Genomic DNA, 21,865 nt, shown 5'->3' with positions numbered 1-21,865 from the left:
TGAACCAGTCCTTCGGAGTGTGTGTCTAAGAAACCGGAAACCTTTCGAAGGGAGGGGTAAGAGATGAAGAAATTCTTTCTGACCATCGCTGTGGCACTGATACTCACCAGCGTCTTTCCATACGTCAACCCCGACTACGAAAGTCCCATCGTTAATGTGGTCGAAGTGTGTGCACCGGCCGTTGTGAAGATAGACGTTGTGAAGACGGTGAAGACTTCCTTCTTCGATCCTTATTTTGAGCAGTTCTTCAAAAAGTGGTTCGGTGAACTTCCACCCGGTTTCGAAAGGCAGGTTGCCAGCCTCGGATCGGGCTTCATCTTCGACCCAGAAGGTTACATACTCACCAACTACCACGTGGTAGGTGGAGCGGACAACATCACTGTGACCATGCTCGACGGAAGCAAATACGACGCGGAGTACATAGGAGGAGATGAAGAGCTCGACATCGCGGTCATAAAGATCAAAGCCAGCGATAAGAAATTCCCCTATCTGGAATTCGGTGATTCTGACAAAGTGAAGATCGGTGAATGGGCGATAGCCATAGGAAACCCCCTCGGCTTCCAGCACACGGTGACTGTGGGAGTGGTCAGCGCTACCAACAGGAGGATTCCAAAGCCAGATGGAAGTGGTTACTACGTGGGACTCATCCAGACCGACGCGGCGATCAACCCGGGAAACAGTGGAGGACCCCTTTTGAACATACACGGTGAAGTGATAGGCATAAACACCGCTATCGTCAATCCTCAGGAAGCTGTGAACCTCGGCTTTGCCATCCCGATCAACACGGTGAAGAAGTTCCTTGACACCATACTCACCCAAAAGAAGGTTGAAAAAGCCTACCTCGGCGTGACGGTCATGACCCTCACCGAAGAAACGGCGAAAGCTCTGGGGCTTGAATCTACGAGTGGTGCTCTGATAACGAGTGTTCAGAAAGGATCTCCTGCTGAAAAGGCCGGGCTCAAAGAAGGGGACGTGATCCTCAAGGTTGACGATCAGGACGTGAGAAGTCACGAAGAACTGGTCTCCATCATACACACTTACAAACCGGGAGACACTGCCGTTCTCACTATAGAGAGAAAGGGAAAGATCATGAAAGTTCAGGTGACGTTCGGTTCCTCATCTGAAGAAGAGAAAACAACGACTGGTGAGGAAAAAATCGATGCCCTTGGTATCACAGTGTCGAACATCACGCCGGCCGACAGGGAGACTTATTCGATCCCGGAAGAGATAAACGGGGTCATAGTGAAGGAGAGCACCGGGAAGTTCGGTCTACAGAAGGGAGACGTAATCACCACAGTGTACGTGAACGGCAAAAGGTATGATATAAACTCTGTAGGGGATCTCAAGAAAGTTACATCCATTGTTAAAAATGGTGACTACATCGCCCTTTACATTTACAGGAATGGAGCGAAAGTCTTCGTGAGCTTCATCTATCAGAGATAGAGAACCTCCCCTCAATGTTAATACAGCCCCCTTTGGTGATCTTTCCCCCTCCGGTGGAGGGGGATTTTTTGATATCATTGAGACGAGGTGATATCGATGATTCCGTTATCAAGGCCCGATATAAACGAGCAGGACATCGAAAGGGTAGTGGAAGTTTTAAAAAGCGGAAGGCTCAGTCTCGGTGAATACACGAAGCGTTTTGGAGAGATGGTGGCCGAATACACGGGTGCCAGATTCGGCTGGGCGGTGAGCAGTGGAACAGCTGCGCTCCATCTCATCCTGGAGAGTCTCGATATCGACGAGGGAGATCTGATCCTTGTGCCTTCCTTCACCTTCATCGCTTCTGTTAACGTAATCCTAATGAAAAGGGCAGTCCCTGTTTTTGTGGATGTGGATGAGAGAACTCTGAACGTTTCTCCAGAAACACTGGAGGAGGCGGTGAAAAGGTGCCTCAAAGGATTCAAACAGGGAAACATTGAGATAAAAGGAAAACCCCGTCTCTTCATGGCCGTTGATGTTTTTGGGCATCCCCTCGACTGGGACGGGATTCTCGACGTCTGTCAGAGGTACGGCATCGCGGTGGTGGAAGACTCCTGTGAAGCTCTTGGATCCGAGTACAAAGGAAGAAAGGTGGGCACCTTTGGAGTGGCCGGCGCTTTCGCATTCTACCCGAACAAACAGATCACCACAGGAGAGGGCGGTGTTGTTGTGACGAACGATGAAAAGATACACACCGCTGTGAAGAGCATGAGCAACCAGGGAAGAGGTGAAGGAGACGAATGGCTCTACCATGTGCGTTTCGGTTACAACTACAGAATCGACGAGATGTCGGCCGCGCTTGGATGCTCTCAAATGGAAAGAATCGATGAGATCGTAGAAAAACGCGCAGAAGCGGCGGAGAGATATTCAAAGATGTTGAAGGAGTTTTCCTGGGTAAAGGTGCCCGTCGTGGAAGATTACGTCACTAAGATGAGCTGGTTCGTCTACGTCGTGAGACTGGAAGGTCCAGATAGAAACCGTGTGATGAGGTACATGGAAGAAAAGGGAGTCCAGGTTAGAAACTACTTTTATCCCGTCCACTTTCAACCATTCTACGAAAAACTCTTCGGCAGCATGAAAGGACTGCTTCCCGTGACGGAGAGGGAATCTGAGAAAACGCTCGCCATTCCGTTCTTTACGAGCATCACAGAAAGTGAACAGAAGACGGTGGTGGAGATCCTCAGAGAGGCGGTGGAGAGGGTTGGTTAGCCTCTTTCTCAGCGTTCTCTCTGGCTTTCTCACCGCTCTTTCGATGCCGGGATTTCTCTCCGGAGCTTTGATCTGGTTTTCTCTGATTCCGCTTCTGTACGCGGTGGAAGGCAGGGGAGTGTGGAAAAGGGCGTTTCTTTCTTTCGTTTACTTTTTCACTCACGTGCTGATATCTTTCTTCTGGGTACTTCCAACTCTGACGGAGAACGTGCCCCTTGTCTTTGGAAGATACCCTTCCTGGCTTGGAATCGTGGTGTTTGTGCTGATGGGAATCATCGAAGCTGTTCCATTTCTTGGTTTTGGATTTCTCTCGTACTTTGCACCGCAGTCGATCGTTCTGAAGACTCTTTACCTTGCCTCCGTCTATACCATCTTCGAGTATCTCCGCGGTGTGGGAGAACTCGGATTCACCGGAGGAAGGATCTCAGAAGCGCTTTACAGCCACACCGGACTGATACAGATCGTTTCCATCACAGGGACTCTGGGCCTCGTTTTTTTGATAGTTTCTCTGAACGTCCTCTTCTATGAGTTCTTGAGAAGAAGAAAAGGCCTTCTCATCTTTCCTGTGATCTTCTTCGTCTATCTGTTGAACTCTTCTGTTGTGCACCTTCTTCCCGTTCCTGAACGTGGTTCTTTCAAGGTGGTTGCACTCCAACCAAATGTTCCTACTTCCCTGAAATATTCTGTGTCGAGTGGAGAGATGCTTGAACTTCTCGAGTCGATGACGAAGGATTTTCATGGAAGCATCGTGATCACTCCCGAGGCGTTCTTTCTGGAGGATGTGCGTTATTCTCAGAAGCTGAGAGAGCTCTCGGAGGAGAACACCTTCGTGATAGGATTTCCCGCGGACAACCAGAACAGCGTTTTCGTTCTGGAAGGTGGAAGATTCAGAAAGGTCTATTCCAAGGTGAAACTCTTCCCCTTTGTGGAGAAACTGCCGTACCCAAGGGTTTTTGGGGTTTTCAGTTTCCTGAAAGGATTGTCCTACTATGAACCTGGGCGGAATTTTTCCGTCTTCAACGTTGGAGAGAGCCCCCCGCTCTCTGTTCAGATCTGTTTTGAAAGTTACTTTCCGGAGGTATCACGCGCTTTCGTGAAAAACGGAAGCGAACTCCTCATCGTTGTGACGAACAATGGGTGGTTTCACTACAAAGCAGCGCTGCTGAATCACTTCGTCCAGGGAGTGTTCAGGGCCGTTGAAACGAGAAGACAGTTCCTTCAGGTGGCGAACACCGGGATCACAGGTCTCGTTGACGAGTACGGTAGAATAGTAGATGCTCTTCCTCTGCGGGTGAGACTGGCAGGAGAGTTTCACATCAAACCGAGAAAAGGCGAAACGTTCTACGTCAGATACGGAGACTGGTTCTTTTACCTCTCTGTGATTCTGGCGGTAGTCAGTGTTTTCATTTCCAGAATGCGAGGTGAAAGGAATGAAGGTATCAGAGTTCGATTATGAACTTCCATCAGAACTCATAGCGCAGGAACCTGTGGAACCACGGGACGCTTCCCGACTCATGGTGCTCCACAGAAAGACGCAGAGAATAGAACACCGCATATTCCGGGAGATAATAGAGTATCTTGAACCCGGCGATCTGCTCGTTCTGAACGTGTCGAAGGTGATACCAGCCCGCCTCTACGCGAGGAAAAAAACGGGTGCCAGCATCGAAATTCTTTTGATAGAGCGTTTGGAGGAAGGTATCTGGAAGTGCCTTGTGAGACCGGGTCAGAAGGTGAAAAAAGGAACGGAACTTGTAATCGATGAGGATCTGTCCGCCGTCTGCCTCGGTCGGGGTGAAGATGGAACGAGGATTCTGAAGTTTCAGCCTCAGGACGATAGATTGATCTTCGAGAAGGGCAGAACACCTCTTCCGCCGTACATAAAAAACGAAGTTCCGCTCGAGAGGTATCAAACCGTGTACGCGAAAGAAGAAGGCTCCGTCGCTGCACCGACCGCGGGGCTTCACTTCACACCAGAACTCATAGAGAAGTTGAAGAAAAAGGGAGTTCAATTCGCTGAAGTTGTTCTGCACGTGGGAATAGGGACTTTCAGGCCCGTGAAGGTTGAGGAAGTGGAAAAACACAAGATGCATGAGGAATTCTACCAGGTTACAAAAGAGACGATCAAAAAACTCAGAGAGACAAGGGAAAGGGGAAACAGAATTGTAGCGGTTGGAACAACAACGGTGAGAACCTTGGAGACAATCGCCAGACTTCCCGAGCAGGAAGAATACGTGGGAAAAACCGACCTCTTCATATATCCACCCTTCGAGTTCAAACTCGTTGATGCTTTGATTACCAACTTTCACCTTCCTCGTTCCACTCTTCTTATGCTGGTTGCAGCGTTCGCGGGGAAGGATTTCGTCATGGAGGCCTATAGAGAAGCCGTGAAAAGAAGATACAGATTCTTCTCTTTCGGTGATGCGATGCTGATTCTGTAACGGTTTGGAAAAAACACCCTTCTCTTAAACACAAAGTATAGAAAACGAAAATATGTGAACAGTATAATGGAGGTTGGGTTCCTTGAGGATCCTTGGGGTAGATCCCGGCTACGGAATTGTAGGAATAGGCATCATTGAAGTGTCCGGAAACAGGATCTCTCACGTTTTCCACGGAACGATAGAGACTCCCAAAGATCTTCCAGCAGAGAAGAGGTTGAAGCGAATCTACGAAGAGTTTTTGAAAGTTCTTGAACGTTTCTCTCCAGACGAGTGTGCCATGGAAAAGCTGTTCTTTGTGAAAAACGTTACCACTGCCATAGGTGTGGGGGAGGCACGTGGTGTACTTCTTCTCGCTCTCGCGGAAAAAAACATACCTGTCTTTGAATACGCACCGAACGAAGTGAAGGTTTCGCTGTCGGGGTATGGAAGGGCAAGCAAGAAACAGATTCAGGAGAACATAAAGCGTTTTCTGAACCTTTCGGAAATTCCCAGGCCCGACGATGCGGCAGACGCACTCGCCATAGCTTGGTGCCACGCCCTTCAGAGCAGAGCAAGGAGGGTAACACATGGAGAAAATTGAAAATCTGAAATGGAAAGATGTAACATTCGAGAGTATAGAGATAGATCCCGACGCGGGTGTGGTTCTCGTTTCTGTGGAAAAATTTTCCTCCGAAGTAGAGAATCTTGTTAGCTTACTCGAAAAGGAAACGAGGTTTCGAGTCATCGTGAACGGCGCTCAAAAAAGTAACGGGGATCTAAAGGGAAAGATACTTTCTCTTCTCAACGGTAACGTCCCCTACATAAAGGATGTTGTTTTCGAAGGAAACAGACTGATTCTGAAAGTGCTTGGAGATTTCGCACGGGACAGGATCGCCTCGAAACTCAGAAGCACGAAAAAACAGCTCGATGAATTACTGCCTCCCGGAACGGAGATCATGTTTGAGGTCGTGGAGCCTCCGGAAGATCTTTTGAAAAAGGAAGTACCACAACCAGAAAAGAGAGAAGAACCGAAGGGTGAAGAATTGAAGATCGAGGATGAAAACCACATCTTTGGACAGAAACCCAGAAAGATCGTCTTCACCCCCTCAAAAATCTTTGAGTACAACAAAAAGACATCGGTGAAGGGCAAGGTCTTCAAAATAGAGAAGATCGAGGGGAAAAAAACGGTCCTTCTGATTTACCTAACGGACGGAGAGGATTCTCTGATCTGCAAGGTCTTCAACGACGTTGAAAAGGTCGAAGGAAAGATATCGTTGGGAGACGTCATCGTTGCCACAGGAGACCTCCTTCTCGAAAACGGAGAGCCCACCCTTTACGTGAAGGGAATCACAAAACTTCCCGAAGCGAAAAGGATGGACAACTCTCCAGTCAAGAGGGTGGAGCTCCACGCCCACACTAAGTTCAGCGATCAAGACGCGATAACGGATGTGAACGAATATGTGAAACGAGCCAAGGAATGGGGCTTCCCCGCGGTAGCTCTCACGGATCATGGGAACGTTCAGGCCATACCTTACTTCTACGACGCAGCGAAAGAAGCTGGAATAAAGCCCATCTTCGGTATCGAAGCGTACTTAGTGAGCGACGTGGAGCCCGTAATAAGGAACCTCTCCTACGATTCATCGTTCGAAAATGCCACATTCGTCGTCCTCGACTTCGAGACAACGGGCCTCGACCCTCAGGTGGACGAGATCATCGAGATAGGAGCGGTGAAGATACAGGACGGCCAGATAGTGGACGAGTACCACACTCTCATAAAGCCTTCCAGGGAGATCTCAAGAAGAAGTTCGGAGATCACCGGAATCACTCAAGAGATGCTGGAAAACAAGAGAAGCATCGAGGAAGTTCTACCGGAATTCCTCGGTTTTCTGGAGAATTCCATCATCGTTGCCCACAACGCCAACTTCGACTACAGATTTCTGAGGCTGTGGATCAAAAAAGTGATGGGGTTGGACTGGGAAAGACCCTACATAGATACGCTCGCCCTCGCAAAGTCCCTTCTAAAAATGAGAAGCTACTCTCTGGATTCCGTTGTGGAAAAGCTCGGATTGGGTCCGTTCCGTCACCACAGGGCCCTGGATGACGCGAGGGTCACCGCTCAGGTTTTCCTCAGGTTCGTTGAGATGATGAAGAAGATCGGGATCACGAAGCTTTCAGAAATTGAGAATTTGAAGGATACGATAGACTACACCGCGTTGAAACCCTTCCACTGTACGATCCTCGTTCAGAACAAAAAGGGATTGAAAAACCTCTACAAACTGGTTTCTGATTCCTATATAAAGTACTTCTACGGTGTTCCGAGGATCCTCAAAAGTGCGCTCATCGAAAACAGAGAAGGACTGCTTGTGGGAAGCGCGTGTATCTCCGGTGAGCTCGGACGTGCCGCCCTCGAAGGGGCGAGTGATTCAGAACTCGAGGAGATCGCAAAGTTCTACGACTACATAGAAGTCATGCCGCTCGACGTTATAGCCGAAGACGAAGAGGACTTAGACAGAGAAAGGCTGAAAGAAGTGTACCGAAGACTCTACAGAATAGCGAAAAAGCTGAACAAATTCGTTGTCATGACCGGTGATGTTCATTTCCTCGATCCCGAAGATGCCAGGGGCAGAGCTGCACTTCTGGCACCTCAGGGAAACAGAAACTTCGAGAATCAGCCCGCACTCTACCTCAGAACGACCGAAGAAATGCTCGAAAAGGCGATGGAGATATTCGAAGATGAAGAGATCGCGAGGGAAGTCGTGATAGAGAATCCCAACAGAATAGCCGATATGATCGAGGAAGTGCAGCCGCTCGAGAAAAAACTTCACCCGCCGATCATAGAGAACGCCGATGAAATAGTGAGAAACCTCACCATGAAGCGGGCGTACGAGATCTACGGTGATCCGCTTCCCGAAATCGTCCAGAAGCGTGTGGAAAAGGAACTGAACGCCATCATAAATCATGGATACGCCGTTCTCTATCTCATCGCTCAGGAGCTCGTTCAGAAATCTATGAGCGATGGTTACGTGGTTGGATCCAGAGGATCCGTCGGGTCTTCACTCGTGGCCAATCTCCTCGGAATAACAGAGGTGAATCCCCTACCACCACATTACAGGTGTCCGGAGTGCAAATACTTCGAGGTTGTCGAAGACGACAGATACGGAGCGGGTTACGACCTTCCCGATAAAAAATGCCCAGTGTGCGGTGCCCCTCTCAAAAAAGACGGTCACGACATACCGTTTGAAACGTTCATGGGGTTTGAAGGTGACAAGGTCCCCGACATCGATCTTAACTTCTCAGGAGAGTATCAGGAACGTGCTCATCGCTTCGTGGAAGAACTCTTCGGTAAAGACCACGTCTACAGGGCGGGAACCATAAACACCATCGCGGAAAAAAGCGCGGTGGGTTACGTGAGAAGCTACGAAGAGAAAACCGGAAAGAAGCTCAGAAAGGCGGAGATGGAAAGACTCGTTTCCATGATCACGGGAGTGAAGAGAACAACGGGCCAGCACCCAGGAGGACTCATGATCATACCGAAAGACAAAGAAGTCTACGATTTCACTCCCATACAGTATCCAGCCAACGATAGAAACGCGGGAGTGTTCACCACACACTTCGCGTACGAAACGATCCACGATGACCTGGTGAAGATAGATGCGCTCGGTCACGATGATCCTACTTTCATCAAGATGCTCAAGGATCTCACCGGAATCGATCCCATGACGATTCCCATGGATGACCCCGAGACGCTCGCCATATTCAGTTCTGTGAAGCCCCTTGGTGTGGATCCCGTTGAGCTGGAGAGCGACGTGGGAACTTACGGAATCCCGGAGTTTGGAACCGAGTTTGTGAGGGGAATGCTTGTTGAGACGAGACCGAAGAGTTTCGCCGAGCTTGTGAGGATCTCAGGACTGTCACACGGTACGGACGTCTGGTTGAACAACGCGCGCGACTGGATAAACCTCGGCTACGCCAAGCTCTCCGATGTTATTTCGTGTAGGGACGACATCATGAACTTCCTCATACACAAGGGAATGGAACCTTCTCTTGCTTTCAAGATCATGGAAAACGTCAGGAAGGGAAAGGGTATCACAGAAGAAATGGAGAGTGAAATGAGAAAGTTGAAGGTTCCAGAGTGGTTCATCGAATCATGCAAGAGGATCAAATATCTCTTTCCGAAGGCTCACGCTGTGGCTTATGTGAGTATGGCCTTCAGAATCGCTTACTTCAAGGTTCACTATCCTCTTCAGTTTTACGCGGCGTACTTCACGATAAAAGGTGATCAGTTCGATCCGGTTCTCGTACTCAGGGGAAAAGAAGCCATAAAGAGGCGCTTGAGAGAACTCAAAGCGATGCCTGCCAAAGACGCCCAGAAGAAAAACGAAGTGAGTGTTCTGGAGGTTGCCCTGGAAATGATACTGAGAGGTTTTTCCTTCCTACCGCCCGACATCTTCAAATCCGACGCGAAGAAATTTCTGATAGAAGGAAACTCGCTGAGAATTCCGTTCAACAAACTTCCAGGACTGGGTGACAGCGTTGCCGAGTCGATAATCAGAGCCAGGGAAGAAAAGCCGTTCACTTCGGTGGAAGATCTCATGAAGAGGACCAAGGTCAACAAAAATCACATAGAGCTGATGAAAAGCCTGGGTGTTCTCGGGGACCTTCCAGAGACGGAACAGTTCACGCTTTTCTAATCCAGAAGAAGCGCCATAACGAGCACATCCTCAAAGGAGCCGTCATCTCTTCTGACGGCCTTTCTCTTTATTCCCTCGAGTTCGAAGCCGAGTTTTCTGTAAAGGCTTATAGCCCTTTCGTTCGACTTCAGAACTTCGAGCTGGATCCTTATGAAACCATTCCTGCGTGCCCATTCTATGGCGCTTGTGATCATTCTGGTTCCGATTCCAATGTTCCAGTATCTCTTCTTCACGCTTATACCTATTTCTCCCACATGCCTCGTCCTCTTTCTTCCGAATCCTGTGAAGGTCAGCAGAGAAACGATTTCTCTGTTGATCTCGCCCACTATCATGAGCTTTCCAGGGTTGTTTCTGTACATTCTTATGTAGTTCCTTTCCGTGGAAACGTCGTAAACCTCGTCTGGACGGGTGATCAGAAAATCCGTTTCCGATGTTACTTCTTTCATGTACTCCACGATTCTTTTCGCGTCCCAGATGCTGGCTTCTCTTATCAGGAGCAGAGAACCGTCTTTCAGGAGTTCCTTTCGTGGAAACATTCACTTTTCCTCCAGTTCGAGTGCCCTTCTGTAAGAAGAGATCAGAGATTCTATAACACCGCTTCTCACAGCAAACCTTTCCATTGTGATGAGCCCTTCTACGGTCGTTCCGGCTGGAGAACTCACCCTGTGTTTCCACAGAGCCGGGTGTTCGCCCGTCTCTATTAAAAGCTCCGCTGAGCCTTTGAAAAGTCTGTAAACGAGTTCTTTCGCTGTGTCGAGCGGAATGCCCATCTTCAGCGCGGCGTCGAGGAACGCCTCCACCACGACGAAGATGAAAGCGGGACCGCTTCCAGTGAGGGCGGTGACGGCTGAAAAGAGCTTTTCCTCTATTTCAACGACGAAACCGAGTTTCTCAAGGAGTGATTTGACGAGTTCTCTCTCTTCAGAACTCATATCAGCGCTGAAGGCGGTGGCGAGCACCCCTTCTCCCACTCTCACAGCAACGTTCGGCATAATCCTTGCCACCTTGTGAATACCGTACTTTCTTATCTCTTCGATTTTCAAGCCGGCAACTATCGAGAGCAGGATTCCGTCGAAACCTTTCAATGCGCTAAGCACGATGGGAGCGTCCTGAGGTTTGACTGCGAGGACTATCAGATCTGCCTCACGAACTTTTTCCAGATCGGCAATTTCGTATGGAGGAGCATTGAATCGAGAGAGTTTTTCACTGTCCTTTTCAACAAGGAGAATCCTTTCGGCCTCCTTCGAAAATTTCTCTGCGAAGATCGAACCCATGTTACCAACACCGACGATACCGATTGTCATGATCTTCCCTCCCGGTCTTTTTGGATATTATACAACCCAGGAGGTCTTGAAAATTCCTGTGCGGCTGGTAAAATAGAAACCAGAGGGAGGCCAGCGTAGCTCAACCGGCAGAGCGGCGCATTCGTAATGCGCAGGTTGTGGGTTCGAGTCCCACCGCTGGCTCCATTTCTTTTTAATGGAGGGGTGTGAAGCATTTCCGACGAATTTGAAGAAAGATTTCTGAGCTTTTTGAAGGAAGAAAGGTTGCTTGAAGAAGGAGAGCACGTACTTGTTGCTGTCTCCGGCGGAATAGATTCGATGACCCTCCTGTACGTTCTGAGAAAATTCTCCCCCCTTTTGAAGATCAAGATCACAGCGGCTCACCTCGATCACAGGATAAGAGAGTCTTCCAGAAGAGACAGGGAGTTCGTGGAAAGGATCTGTCGCCAGTGGAACATACCTGTAGAAACGTCAGAGGTGGATGTTCCTTCTCTCTGGAAAGATTCGGGAAAGACATTGGAAGAGATCGCAAGAGAGGTGAGATACGATTTTCTGAAAAGAACGGCAAAGAAAGTCGGAGCCTCGAAAATCGCCCTCGCACATCACAAAAACGACCTTCTGGAAACGGTTGTCCACAGACTGATAAGAGGAACAGGCCCCCTTGGTCTTGCCTGCATTTCTCCTAAAAGAGAAGAGTTCATCAGACCTTTTCTTGTCTTCAAAAGGAGCGAAATAGAAGAGTACGCCAGAGAGAAAGGTGTTCCTTACGTTGTTGACGAAACCAACTACGACGTCAAATACACGAGAAATTTCATCAGACACAGAATAGTCCCTCTCATGAAAGAATTGAACCCAACTGTGGAGGATGCCGTCTATAGACTGGTTTCTGTCACCCATTTGCTGAGAAATTTCGTTGAAAGAACTGTGCAGGACTTTGTTGAGAGGAATGTCTATTTCTACAAAGACTACGCCGTGTTCGTTGAGCCGGAAGATCTTTTTCTTTTCCTCGAAGTCACAAGATGGGTGTTGAAAGAGATGTACGGAAGGGTACCAGAGTATGAAAAACTGATCGGAACCTTGAAGTCGAAGAGAGTAGAGTTCTGGAGCGGAATTTTCGTGGAACGATCTTTCGGTTATGTAGCTGTGGGGAAGACAGTTTTCAAGAAAAAATACCGTGTTGAAGTGAAAGGTGACATGTTGGAGATGGAAGGGTTTAAAATAAGAGTGGTGAATAACAGAAACGATATGAAATTTTGGGTCAGAAACAGAAAAGAAGGTGATAGAATAATAGTCAACGGCAGGGAGAGAAAGCTGAAGGATGTTTTCATCGAGAAAAAAGTCCCAACTTTTTACAGAGACAGGGTTCCTCTCCTCGTCGATGAAGAAGATCGGGTTCTCTGGGTTCCGGGGATCGCCCGATCAGACTTTTTGCCAGAAGATGTGGTTGTGGAACTTCTGGAATACCCTGTCGGTTATGTGAAAGGAGGTACATATTTTGAACAGGTCTAACATCTGGAATCTACTGTTCACGATACTCATAATAGTCACACTTTTCTGGCTCGCCAGATTTTTCTACGTCGAAAACTCACCTGTGTCTAAGCTTAGCTACACGAGTTTTGTTCAGATGGTCGAGGACGAAAGAAGCGTGGTCTCAGAAGTTGTGATCAGGGACGACGGAGTACTGAGAGTTTACACCAAAGACGGTAGAGTTTACGAAGTGGACGCTCCGTGGGCCGTGAACGATTCGCAGCTCATAGAAAAACTGGTTTCAAAGGGAATAAAAGTCTCGGGAGAGAGAAGCGGAAGCAGCTCCTTCTGGATAAACGTCCTCGGCACTCTCATACCGACGATACTCTTCATTGTCGTGTGGCTCTTCATCATGAGGAGCCTCTCTGGAAGGAACAATCAGGCGTTCACGTTCACAAAGAGCAGGGCAACAATGTACAAACCCTCTGGGAACAAGAGGGTCACCTTCAAGGACGTTGGAGGAGCGGAAGAAGCCATAGAGGAACTCAAAGAGGTAGTTGAATTTCTGAAAGATCCCTCTAAATTCAACAGGATCGGCGCAAGGATGCCCAAGGGGATCCTCCTTGTAGGGCCTCCAGGTACCGGTAAAACGCTCCTTGCGAGGGCAGTTGCGGGCGAAGCGAACGTGCCGTTCTTCCACATCAGCGGTTCTGACTTCGTGGAGCTCTTTGTCGGAGTCGGTGCCGCGAGGGTGAGAGATCTGTTTGCACAGGCGAAGGCTCACGCTCCATGTATCGTCTTCATCGATGAGATCGATGCCGTTGGAAGACACAGGGGAGCGGGACTTGGAGGAGGACACGATGAAAGAGAGCAGACCCTGAACCAGCTTCTCGTGGAGATGGATGGATTCGATTCGAAAGAGGGCATCATAGTCATGGCGGCCACAAACAGGCCCGATATCCTGGACCCTGCACTTTTGAGGCCCGGAAGGTTCGACAAGAAAATCGTGGTCGATCCACCTGACATGCTCGGAAGAAAGAAGATACTCGAGATTCACACGAGAAACAAACCGCTCGCGGAAGACGTGAATCTGGAGATCATAGCGAAGAGAACGCCGGGATTCGTCGGGGCGGATCTGGAAAACCTCGTAAACGAGGCGGCGCTTCTTGCGGCGAGGGAAGGTAGAGACAAAATCACGATGAAGGACTTCGAGGAAGCCATAGACAGGGTGATAGCCGGACCCGCAAGAAAGTCGAAGCTGATCAGCCCGAAGGAAAAGCGCATCATAGCGTACCACGAGGCGGGACACGCCGTGGTATCCACCGTGGTTCCAAACGGGGAACCCGTTCACAGAATTTCCATAATCCCCAGGGGATACAAAGCCCTCGGATACACGCTTCATCTTCCTGAGGAGGATAAGTACCTTGTTTCAAGGAACGAACTTCTCGACAAACTCACAGCTCTACTCGGAGGTAGAGCAGCAGAAGAGGTGGTCTTTGGCGATGTGACGAGTGGGGCAGCCAACGATATAGAAAGGGCCACGGAAATTGCGAGGAATATGGTGTGTCAGCTGGGAATGAGTGAAGAACTCGGACCCCTCGCCTGGGGGAAGGAAGAGCAGGAAGTCTTTCTTGGAAAAGAGATCACACGGCTCAGAAACTACAGTGAAGAGGTAGCGAGCAAAATCGACGAAGAAGTGAAAAAGATAGTGACGAACTGCTACGAGAGGGCGAAGGAGATAATAAGGAAATACAGAAAACAGCTGGACAACATCGTGGAAATACTGCTGGAGAAAGAAACGATAGAGGGAGACGAGCTGAGGAGTATTCTGTCTGAAGAGTTCGAAAAGGTGGTGGAATGATGGATTTTGAATTCCTTGAAGGAAAAAGACTCACCGAAGATGTGGCTCTCGACGAAACTATGGTGTGGAACGAAGACATCGAGATGCTCGATCTCCATCTCGTCGCGACTTCAGCTTTGATAGGGGTAGTTCACAGGGTGTCGTACGAGCTGTTGAGCAGGTACCTTCCCAACGATTACACGGCGGTTGTGGTGGAGAGCCTGGTAAGACACGTAAAGGCCGTCTCAACGGGGACGAGAGTCGCTGTTGGAGTCAGGGTGATTGGAGTTGTGGGAAACAGGGTGAAGTTCAGAGGAATCGTGATGAGCGGTGACGAAAAGATACTGGAGGCTGAATTCGTCAGAGCGATAGTTCCCAGGGAAAAGCTCCGGAGGTTAGCCCTTGAGAAGGCCGAGAAGACCTCAAGACTTTTTGGAATATGAGAAGGTGTTGAAATTCAAAGAGAGTGAAAAACAGATCGAAGAAACGGAGACAAAGGGCGACGTTCGAGTCGCCCTTGTTGTTCCTTCCGGCTACGAAGTGGCGGCCTCTGGACTCGCCTTTCACTACGTCCAGAAGCTCCTCAACTCCCATCCGAGGATCAGGTGTGAGAGATTCTTCTACGACGAGACCTTCAAGAAGTTCTACTCCCTTGAAACGCAGACACCTATAGATGAGTTCTCCATATGGCTTTTCTCCGTGAGCTTTGAGAACGACTTTTCAAACCTTCTCGATATTCTGAAGAAAAAAGACGTTCCTCTTTCCTGGAAAGAAAGAGAAGATTATCACCCCATCATAATAGCTGGTGGGGCGGTCACCTATTTGAACGAAGAATTCCTCATTCCGGTGGCGGATGCCGTCTACTACGGTGAGCTGGAAAAGTACCTGGATCTGTTCACGGAAGCCCTCACGGGAGAGACGAAGCAGGAAATTTTGAGTTCTCTTTCCAGGATTCCCGCTGTGGAGGTTCCCTCTCTGAAAGAACACACCGAAATAGCAGCAGGAGTCGATCTGAACGATTTTTTGCCTCACTCCAGCGTTGTTCCATCGCTGGGTGTCTTTCCCGGAAAACTTCTGGTCGAGGTGGGAAGGGGATGTATAAGGCGCTGTGCTTTCTGCATATTTGGAAAGAATCTGAAGCCGGCAAGGTTCGTGAAACCTGAAAGGTTCGAAGAGCTGGTGAGAAACACTCCATACAGAGAATATGGCCTTATAAGCGCCACCATAACCGATTACCCCTGGCTCGAGGATCTTCTCGATACAGTGGAGAAATATCAATTGAAGATCTCGGTTTCTTCCCTGAGACTGGATCGACTCTCGGAAAGGTTGCTCAGGACCCTCAAAGACTCCGGTCAGAGATCTTTTACGATCGCCCCAGAGGCGGGATCGCAGCGAATCAGGGACATCCTTAAAAAGGACATCACTGATGAGCAGATAGAAAACGCCTTGAAACTGGCAAGGAGGCTGGATTTCGACAGGGTGAAGATGTACTTCATCTACGGACTCGAAGAAGAAACGGAGGAAGATCTTGAAGCCTTCAAGAAACTCGGAGATCTCGCGGTTCGGCTCGGATACAGGGAGGTCCACATGAGTTTCAACCCGCTCATACCAAAGCCGGGAACGGAGTTCGAAAGAAGAAAAATGGAACCGGTTGATGTTCTGAGAAAAAAAGAGAAAATTCTGAAGAACTTACTCAAGGGCTTCAGAGTGGATTTCGAAAGCATCAGAGAATCTGTAGTTCAGTACACGATCGCACACGCCGGTAAAGAAGAGGTAGAAAGCTGGCTGAAATTCTTCGAAAAATCGGATAAAAAATCACTTGGTAAGTTGATTTACGAAGAAGGGAGGAAAAGACTGTGTTGAAAGAAAAACTTCTGAACAAAACGGCTCTTCTCGGAGTGATCGGCCTCGGGTACGTGGGCCTTCCACTCGCCGTTGAAAAAGCAAAAGCGGGATACAAAGTGTTAGGGTTCGATATCCAAAAGAAGAGGGTCGATATGGTGAACCGCGGGGAAAACTACATAGGAGACGTGGTCGACGAGGACCTCAAAGATCTTGTGGAAAAAGGTATGCTCAGGGCCACCACAGATTTTTCTGAGATGAAGAACTGCGACGTCGTCACGATATGCGTTCCAACACCGCTCGGGAAGTACAAGGAACCCGACCTCACCTACGTCATAAATACTGCAAAGGAGATTGCAAAGTACCTCCACAGAGAAATGCTTGTTGTGCTGGAGAGCACCACCTACCCGGGAACCACCGAGGAGGTCGTCCTGCCCATCCTGGAATCCACCGGGCTGAAAGTCGGGAAGGATTTCTATCTCGCCTTCAGTCCTGAAAGGGTGGATCCCGGAAACAGAATTTACAAGACGAAGAACACACCGAAGGTAGTCGGTGGTGTGACGGAAAAATGCACGGAGCTTGCGAAGATCCTCTATGAAAACGTGCTCGAGGCACCCGTTCACACCGTCTCTTCACCGAGGGCGGCGGAGATGGCGAAGGTGCTCGAGAACACCTTCAGACTGGTCAACATCTCCCTCATAAACGAAGTGGCCATCGTCGCGCGAAGAATGGGAATCAACATCTGGGAAGTGATAGACGCTGCTGCAACAAAGCCCTTTGGATTCATGCCCTTCTATCCCGGACCTGGTGCGGGAGGGCACTGCATCCCGATAGATCCCTTCTACCTCGCTTACAAAGCGAAGGAGTACGACGTGAGGCTCGACCTCGTGGAGATGGCCGGTGAAATAAACGACTTCATGCCCGAGTACGTGGTGATGAGAGTTCAGGACATCCTGAACGAGAGAAAGAAACCTTTGAACGGCTCGAAAGTGCTTCTTCTTGGAGTCGCGTACAAGGGTGATATAGACGACACGAGGGAGTCGCCTGCGCTGAAGGTCTGGGACCACCTCGAAAAGAAGAAAGCGGTAGTTGAATTTTTCGATCCTTACGTTCCGGAAGTGAAGAGAGGAGACAGGATTCACCGACGGGTCGAACTCACTGAAGAGTACCTGAAAGGCGTGGACATCGTGGTGATCACGACCGCCCACAAGAACGGAGTTGATTACGACTTCGTTGTGAAGAACGCGCCCGTGGTCTTCGACACCAAAAACATCACAAAAGACGTGAAAGAAAACAGAGACAAGATCATCCTGCTTTGAACCTTCTGATCGCTTCGTCGATCTCCGGGATCTGTCTAATCAGGAAAACGTAAGAGAGAACGACGAGCGAAACGACGACTATCGCGAGGACCCTCCAGAGGGTCCTCCTTTTCCACGAGAAGGGTCTCATCGTGTATCCAAGAAGCATTCCAGACAGGAAACCTCCAAGATGAGCCGCGTTGTTGATGTTCGTGCCCGGGAGAAATCCGTACACAACGTTGATCAGAATGATGGGAAGAAGCGACATGCCGGTCACAGGTTTCATGAAGAAGGGTGTGTCCTTTCGAAAACCCGCCGCGAAGAGTATTCCGATGAGGCCAAAGATGGCACCACTAGCCCCGACGGAGATTGTGTCGTGGTAGAACACGTGCGTTGCCAGATTACCCACGATTCCGGTGAAGAAATAACCGACCAGGAACTTCTCCGTTCCGTATATATCCTCCACGATCAGGCCAAAGTAGTAAAGCGCGTATGAATTGAACAGTATGTGGAGTATTCCTCCGTGGACGAACAGAGCGGTGATCAACCTGAACCAGTCTCCCGCGTCGACTCTGGGACCGTACTGCGCTCCGTATCTCAACAAAAGCAGCATCTGAAGAACAGGATCCCTGGTCGAGAAAACACCAGAAAAGGTCATCATCACGAATATGAACGCGTTGAAGAGCAGAATGAAATAGACAGCCCGTTTTCTCATCGAAGTTTTACTCCTTTCATCTCTTCTGTGGAGAAGTCGAAGGGGTACTTCACCGGTCTTCCTTCCAGGAAAGACCTGTATATTCCAAGAACTATCTCCACCGCTTTTTTGCCGTCTTCTCCAGAGATGTAAGGCTTCCTGTCGTTCGTCACGGCCTCGTAGAAATCTCTGTACACGTACTTGTGACTGTCTCCGTACACCGTGTCCGGATCCGGTAGATTCATGAACGGATGACCCTCTTCCCCTTCGAATCTCCAGGTGAGGATCCTGTTGACGGCGAGTCCGCCGATGACCACCGTTCCTTTCTCACCGAAGATAGCGAGTGTCTCTTCTAGGTTTCTCGGAAACACGTTGCTCGTTGCTTCTATCAGGCCCGTCTTTCCACCTTTGAACTTCACGATGGCGAAACCTTCGTCTTCCGCCTCTATGTACGGGTGATTCGTGTTCGCTATGTGCCCGTAGATCTCCTCTATCTCTCCTCCGAGGAACCACTGAAGAAGATCTATGGCGTGCGTGGACTGGTTCATCAGGACCCCGCCGTCCATCTCCCAGGTACCTCTCCAGCTCGCCTGTTTGTAGTAATCCTCGTTTCTGTTCCACCTCACGGCGACAGACGCGTAGAAGATCTTTCCAAACGCCCCCGAATCGAGTTTTTTCCTCACTTCCTGAACGGGTGGATTGAATCTGTTCTGGAAGAAAACACCGAGTTTTAGATTCTTTCGTTTCGAGAGTTCTACCATCTCGTTCATGTGCTTCGTCGAAAGTGCCATGGGTTTTTCCACGAGGACGTGTTTTCCAGCTTCGAGCGCCTCCATGGTGATCTGGTAGTGTTTTCCGCTCTCGGTGGCTATGGAGATCACGTCTACGTCTTCTCTTTTGAGGAGCTCTCTGTAGTTCGTCATTGTCTCGGGTCTTCTCAAGCCCGACTTTTCGAACTGTTCGGCGGCGCGATTTGCCCTTTCTTCCACGAGATCACACACCGCCACCGTTTCGAACAAATCACGTGTTTCAATCAGCGCTGGAACGTGTTTCTTCTGTCCGATCCTTCCGCATCCCACGAGTGCTATCCTCAGTTTCATAATGAACCTCCCTTTCGAAGATCAAAAGACCAATCACCACAAGCACAACTCCTCCCACAAGAAGAGCGGAGGGAAGTTTCAGTTTCAGCAGGTGTTCCGCCACGGCCGTTACAACTGGTATGTAGTATATCATGTTCGTTGTCGTTCTGCTTCCCAGTCTCTCTATGGCTTTGTTCCAGAGAAAGTAAGCAAGACCCGAGCAGACGAGTCCCAGATAAAGAAGAGAAATCACAACGATTGAGTTCATCTCGCTTATCTGCCAGAACTTTCCGGCTGAGAAAGGAAGGAAGAACACAACGCCCCAGAACATGATCCCCGCGTTTTCTCTGAAGGAGAGACTCCCGAGACTTTCTATGTGGTGAGTGTAAAAGACCCACGACAGAGCCGCGCCGAAGGCGAGAAGGTCTCCGAGGGGATTCAGTTTCAGAACGAACCTGCCGTTCAAAACGACGAGGGCCACCCCGAGAAAGGACAGGATCACACCCAGGTACATCTTCGAAGTGGTTTTCTTTTTCTGAACGAGATGCGAGAAAAGGAGAAAGAATACAGGAGCTGAAGACACTATGATCGCTGCGTTGGTGGGCTCTGTGAACATGAGGGCGGAATTCTCAAACGCAAAATAGCTGAACACTCCCCAAAAGCCAGCCATCACGATATTTTTATTGAAAAGCTTTGGTCTTCCACCGGATATGAGGAAAAGAAAAAAGAAAGCGAAGATGAACCTCAGAAAACCTGCAAAGAACGGATCCAGAACCTGAACTACCACTTTGGTGGCAAGAAAAGAGATCCCCCAGAACACCACAACGAGCCACGCGAAGAACCTTTCCAAAGTCATCTCTCCCTTCTCAGCACCTCACCGATCTTGGGAACGAAGTCCTTCTTTCTGGACATAACCCCCTTCAACAGAAAGAGACCGTCCTTCTTTTCCGCGTTGAAGGCTTTTTCCACTAACTTTTGATCTCCATCCATCATCAGAAGACTCGCTTCTTCCACAGGATTCGTGAAGAGCACAAAGAAATGTTTGACACCGAATTCTCCCTTGAGGGTCTTCAGTGCGTTCGTGAAACGTTCCTTTTCTTTCAAAAGTGTTGAAAAGTCCGACGTCATTATCTGAGAAACGGCGAAGGATTCTTCTCCCATCTCGTAGACTTTCACGTCGCGCTTCAGCAGTTCAGCGGGATCGACGTCTTCCGGTATCTTCATCCCTTCCTTCAGCAGTTTCTTCGCGAATTTTTCCAGATCGAGTTTGGCAACATCAGCCAGGAAATTCGCCATCTTCCTGTCTTTCTCTGTCGTCGTGGAGAGTTTGAAGAAGAGTGTATCGGAAACGATACCCGAGAGCAGAATTCCGGCTATCTCCCTTTCCATCTTCACACCGTTTTTCAAGAAGAACTCTGCCACTATTGTTGAGGTGCTTCCGACGGGTTCGTTGTAGAAGAAAACGGGATTCAGAGTGCTCAGTCCACCGAGCCTGTGATGGTCTATGATCTCGAGGATTTCCGCTTTCTCGACTCCTTCCGGTGCCTGGGTGATCTCGTTGTGATCCACAAGGATCACCTTTTTCCTCACATCTTTGAGCAGGTCCGTCCTAGTTATAACACCACAAAGCCGCCCTTTCTCGTCTTCTACGAACGCTGCTCTTATCTTCGAGGTGAAGACGATCTCTTTTACTTCCTCGAGTGTGTCCTTCTTCGTCACCGTGGGGAATTTCTTGCTCATCACGAGGGTCACGGGGAGTGAAAGGTTTATGAGCTTTGCGGCGCCGAACGCGTCGAACTTCACTCTCAAAACGGCGGCGTTCTTTTCTTTTGCTATTTCAAGCACTCTGTTTGATACTGGGGCGTTGTTCACGACTATCATGAGTTTTGCTCCTTTTTCCAGAAGAGCGATCTGGGCCGGTTCGTTGTCTCCCACGATCACCACGTCACCTATCTCTATCTTTCCCAGGAGCACATGAAGGGCATCCACCGCTATGTGAACCTTTCCGGATACGGTTTTTTCTTTCATGTAGTCACAGACAACCTCTGCTTTCAGTATCCTGACTAGCTGATCGAACGGAACCGGGTGTATAACCAATGGTTCTATCTTCAATCTCCTCACGTAGACTCGAGCAATGTTGCTTTCAGTGACCACTCCTATCATTTTCTCCTTTGAAACCACCGGAACGTTTTTTATTCCTCTGCTTTCCATGAGCATGGCCACATCGTAGGCGGATGTGTCCGGAGTGACGAAAATGGGATTTTTCAGCTCGAGATCTTCAACGGTGGGTTCGAGCGTTTCAATGTGGAGGGGTGGATTCATTCCGAAATATTTGAGCACGAAGAGGGATTCGTTTGTGAGATCGCCGCTTCGAGCTGGAATGAATGTTTTTCCCTTTTCCACATTGTTTTTGAAGTGCGCGTACCCTATCGCAGAGCAAACGCTGTCGGTGTCCGGATTCTTGTGGCCTATCACGTACACTCTTTCCAATGCTTTCACCTCCGCTACTAAAAAAATTCTATCAGATGATATAATCCTTATCGAGAACGTGACCATGGGAGGA

Annotated in this window: 17 protein-coding genes and 1 tRNA gene; 12 read left to right on the top strand and 6 right to left on the bottom strand. The window is 49.2% G+C overall.

Features of this window, described 5'->3' with window-relative positions; translation table 11 throughout:
* Positions 1 to 63 precede the first annotated feature (63 nt).
* From TRQ2_RS01855 to polC, 6 genes are all read left to right on the top strand, one after another.
* On the top strand, positions 64 to 1,443 hold the full coding sequence (locus TRQ2_RS01855) for a DegQ family serine endoprotease (protein ID WP_012310501.1): 1,380 nt from the start codon (positions 64 to 66) through the stop codon (positions 1,441 to 1,443).
* Positions 1,444 to 1,539: 96 nt separating this feature from the next.
* On the top strand, positions 1,540 to 2,691 hold the full coding sequence (locus TRQ2_RS01850) for a DegT/DnrJ/EryC1/StrS aminotransferase family protein (protein WP_012310500.1): 1,152 nt from the start codon (positions 1,540 to 1,542) through the stop codon (positions 2,689 to 2,691).
* Entirely contained in the window at positions 2,684 to 4,147 is a 1,464-nt protein-coding gene (gene lnt, locus TRQ2_RS01845) for an apolipoprotein N-acyltransferase (protein ID WP_012310499.1), read from the top strand. Before TRQ2_RS01850 ends, lnt begins: the two co-directional genes overlap by 8 nt.
* Positions 4,122 to 5,129, top strand: coding sequence for a tRNA preQ1(34) S-adenosylmethionine ribosyltransferase-isomerase QueA (gene queA, locus TRQ2_RS01840; RefSeq protein ID WP_011943008.1), 1,008 nt, complete (start codon positions 4,122 to 4,124; stop codon positions 5,127 to 5,129). The genes lnt and queA overlap by 26 nt, the downstream gene beginning before the upstream one ends.
* 82 nt (positions 5,130 to 5,211) lie before the next feature.
* A complete protein-coding gene (gene ruvC / locus TRQ2_RS01835) occupies positions 5,212 to 5,709 on the top strand; it encodes a crossover junction endodeoxyribonuclease RuvC (RefSeq protein ID WP_011943007.1) in 498 nt (165 codons plus the stop codon).
* Positions 5,696 to 9,799 carry a DNA polymerase III subunit alpha gene (polC, locus tag TRQ2_RS01830; protein ID WP_012310498.1) on the top strand — a complete coding sequence of 1,368 codons (4,104 nt, stop codon included), beginning with the start codon at positions 5,696 to 5,698 and terminating at the stop codon, positions 9,797 to 9,799. The genes ruvC and polC overlap by 14 nt, the downstream gene beginning before the upstream one ends.
* On the opposite strand, the gene TRQ2_RS01825 is transcribed toward polC, so the two are convergent.
* Positions 9,796 to 10,335, bottom strand: coding sequence for a GNAT family N-acetyltransferase (locus TRQ2_RS01825; protein WP_012310497.1), 540 nt, complete (start codon positions 10,333 to 10,335; stop codon positions 9,796 to 9,798). The two genes, polC and TRQ2_RS01825, sit on opposite strands and share 4 nt — an antisense overlap.
* The gene (gene proC / locus TRQ2_RS01820; protein WP_012310496.1) at positions 10,336 to 11,103 is read right to left on the bottom strand and encodes a pyrroline-5-carboxylate reductase; all 768 of its coding nucleotides are present in this window, start codon (positions 11,101 to 11,103) and stop codon (positions 10,336 to 10,338) included. It abuts the gene before it with no gap.
* An 89-nt stretch (positions 11,104 to 11,192) separates the two neighbouring features.
* Between proC and TRQ2_RS01815 the strand changes: the two genes are divergently transcribed.
* The 6 genes from TRQ2_RS01815 to TRQ2_RS01790 all read left to right on the top strand — a co-directional run bounded on the left by TRQ2_RS01815 (position 11,193) and on the right by TRQ2_RS01790 (position 17,550).
* Positions 11,193 to 11,268, top strand: a tRNA-Thr gene (locus tag TRQ2_RS01815).
* 78 nt (positions 11,269 to 11,346) lie between these two features.
* Positions 11,347 to 12,591 carry a tRNA lysidine(34) synthetase TilS gene (gene tilS, locus TRQ2_RS01810; protein ID WP_012310495.1) on the top strand — a complete coding sequence of 415 codons (1,245 nt, stop codon included), beginning with the start codon at positions 11,347 to 11,349 and terminating at the stop codon, positions 12,589 to 12,591.
* Positions 12,578 to 14,410 carry an ATP-dependent zinc metalloprotease FtsH gene (ftsH, locus tag TRQ2_RS01805; RefSeq protein WP_012310494.1) on the top strand — a complete coding sequence of 611 codons (1,833 nt, stop codon included), beginning with the start codon at positions 12,578 to 12,580 and terminating at the stop codon, positions 14,408 to 14,410. The genes tilS and ftsH overlap by 14 nt, the downstream gene beginning before the upstream one ends.
* Positions 14,407 to 14,832, top strand: a complete 426-nt coding sequence (locus tag TRQ2_RS01800) for a thioesterase family protein (protein ID WP_012310493.1) — start codon at positions 14,407 to 14,409, stop codon at positions 14,830 to 14,832. The genes ftsH and TRQ2_RS01800 overlap by 4 nt, the downstream gene beginning before the upstream one ends.
* Positions 14,792 to 16,252, top strand: coding sequence for a radical SAM protein (locus TRQ2_RS01795; protein WP_041434294.1), 1,461 nt, complete (start codon positions 14,792 to 14,794; stop codon positions 16,250 to 16,252). Before TRQ2_RS01800 ends, TRQ2_RS01795 begins: the two co-directional genes overlap by 41 nt.
* On the top strand, positions 16,246 to 17,550 hold the full coding sequence (locus tag TRQ2_RS01790; RefSeq protein ID WP_011942999.1) for a nucleotide sugar dehydrogenase: 1,305 nt from the start codon (positions 16,246 to 16,248) through the stop codon (positions 17,548 to 17,550). The genes TRQ2_RS01795 and TRQ2_RS01790 overlap by 7 nt, the downstream gene beginning before the upstream one ends.
* On the opposite strand, the gene TRQ2_RS01785 is transcribed toward TRQ2_RS01790, so the two are convergent.
* Genes TRQ2_RS01785 through TRQ2_RS01770 form a run of 4 tightly spaced genes read right to left on the bottom strand, consistent with a single transcriptional unit; the run spans position 17,537 to position 21,792 of the window.
* Positions 17,537 to 18,244 carry a rhomboid family intramembrane serine protease gene (locus TRQ2_RS01785; protein WP_011942998.1) on the bottom strand — a complete coding sequence of 236 codons (708 nt, stop codon included), beginning with the start codon at positions 18,242 to 18,244 and terminating at the stop codon, positions 17,537 to 17,539. The two genes, TRQ2_RS01790 and TRQ2_RS01785, sit on opposite strands and share 14 nt — an antisense overlap.
* Complete coding sequence (locus TRQ2_RS01780) at positions 18,241 to 19,323, bottom strand: Gfo/Idh/MocA family protein (protein WP_011942997.1); 1,083 nt, start codon at positions 19,321 to 19,323, stop codon at positions 18,241 to 18,243. The genes TRQ2_RS01785 and TRQ2_RS01780 overlap by 4 nt, the downstream gene beginning before the upstream one ends.
* Positions 19,253 to 20,158, bottom strand: coding sequence for a DMT family transporter (locus TRQ2_RS01775; RefSeq protein WP_011942996.1), 906 nt, complete (start codon positions 20,156 to 20,158; stop codon positions 19,253 to 19,255). The genes TRQ2_RS01780 and TRQ2_RS01775 overlap by 71 nt, the downstream gene beginning before the upstream one ends.
* A complete protein-coding gene (locus TRQ2_RS01770) occupies positions 20,155 to 21,792 on the bottom strand; it encodes a putative manganese-dependent inorganic diphosphatase (protein WP_041434290.1) in 1,638 nt (545 codons plus the stop codon). Before TRQ2_RS01770 ends, TRQ2_RS01775 begins: the two co-directional genes overlap by 4 nt.
* Positions 21,793 to 21,865 lie beyond the last annotated feature (73 nt).

The organism is Thermotoga sp. RQ2, from assembly GCF_000019625.1.
Classification (GTDB): Bacteria; Thermotogota; Thermotogae; order Thermotogales; family Thermotogaceae; genus Thermotoga; species Thermotoga maritima.
The sequence above is the reverse complement of the archived record's forward strand: the minus strand, read 5'-3'. Positions and strand labels throughout refer to the sequence as shown.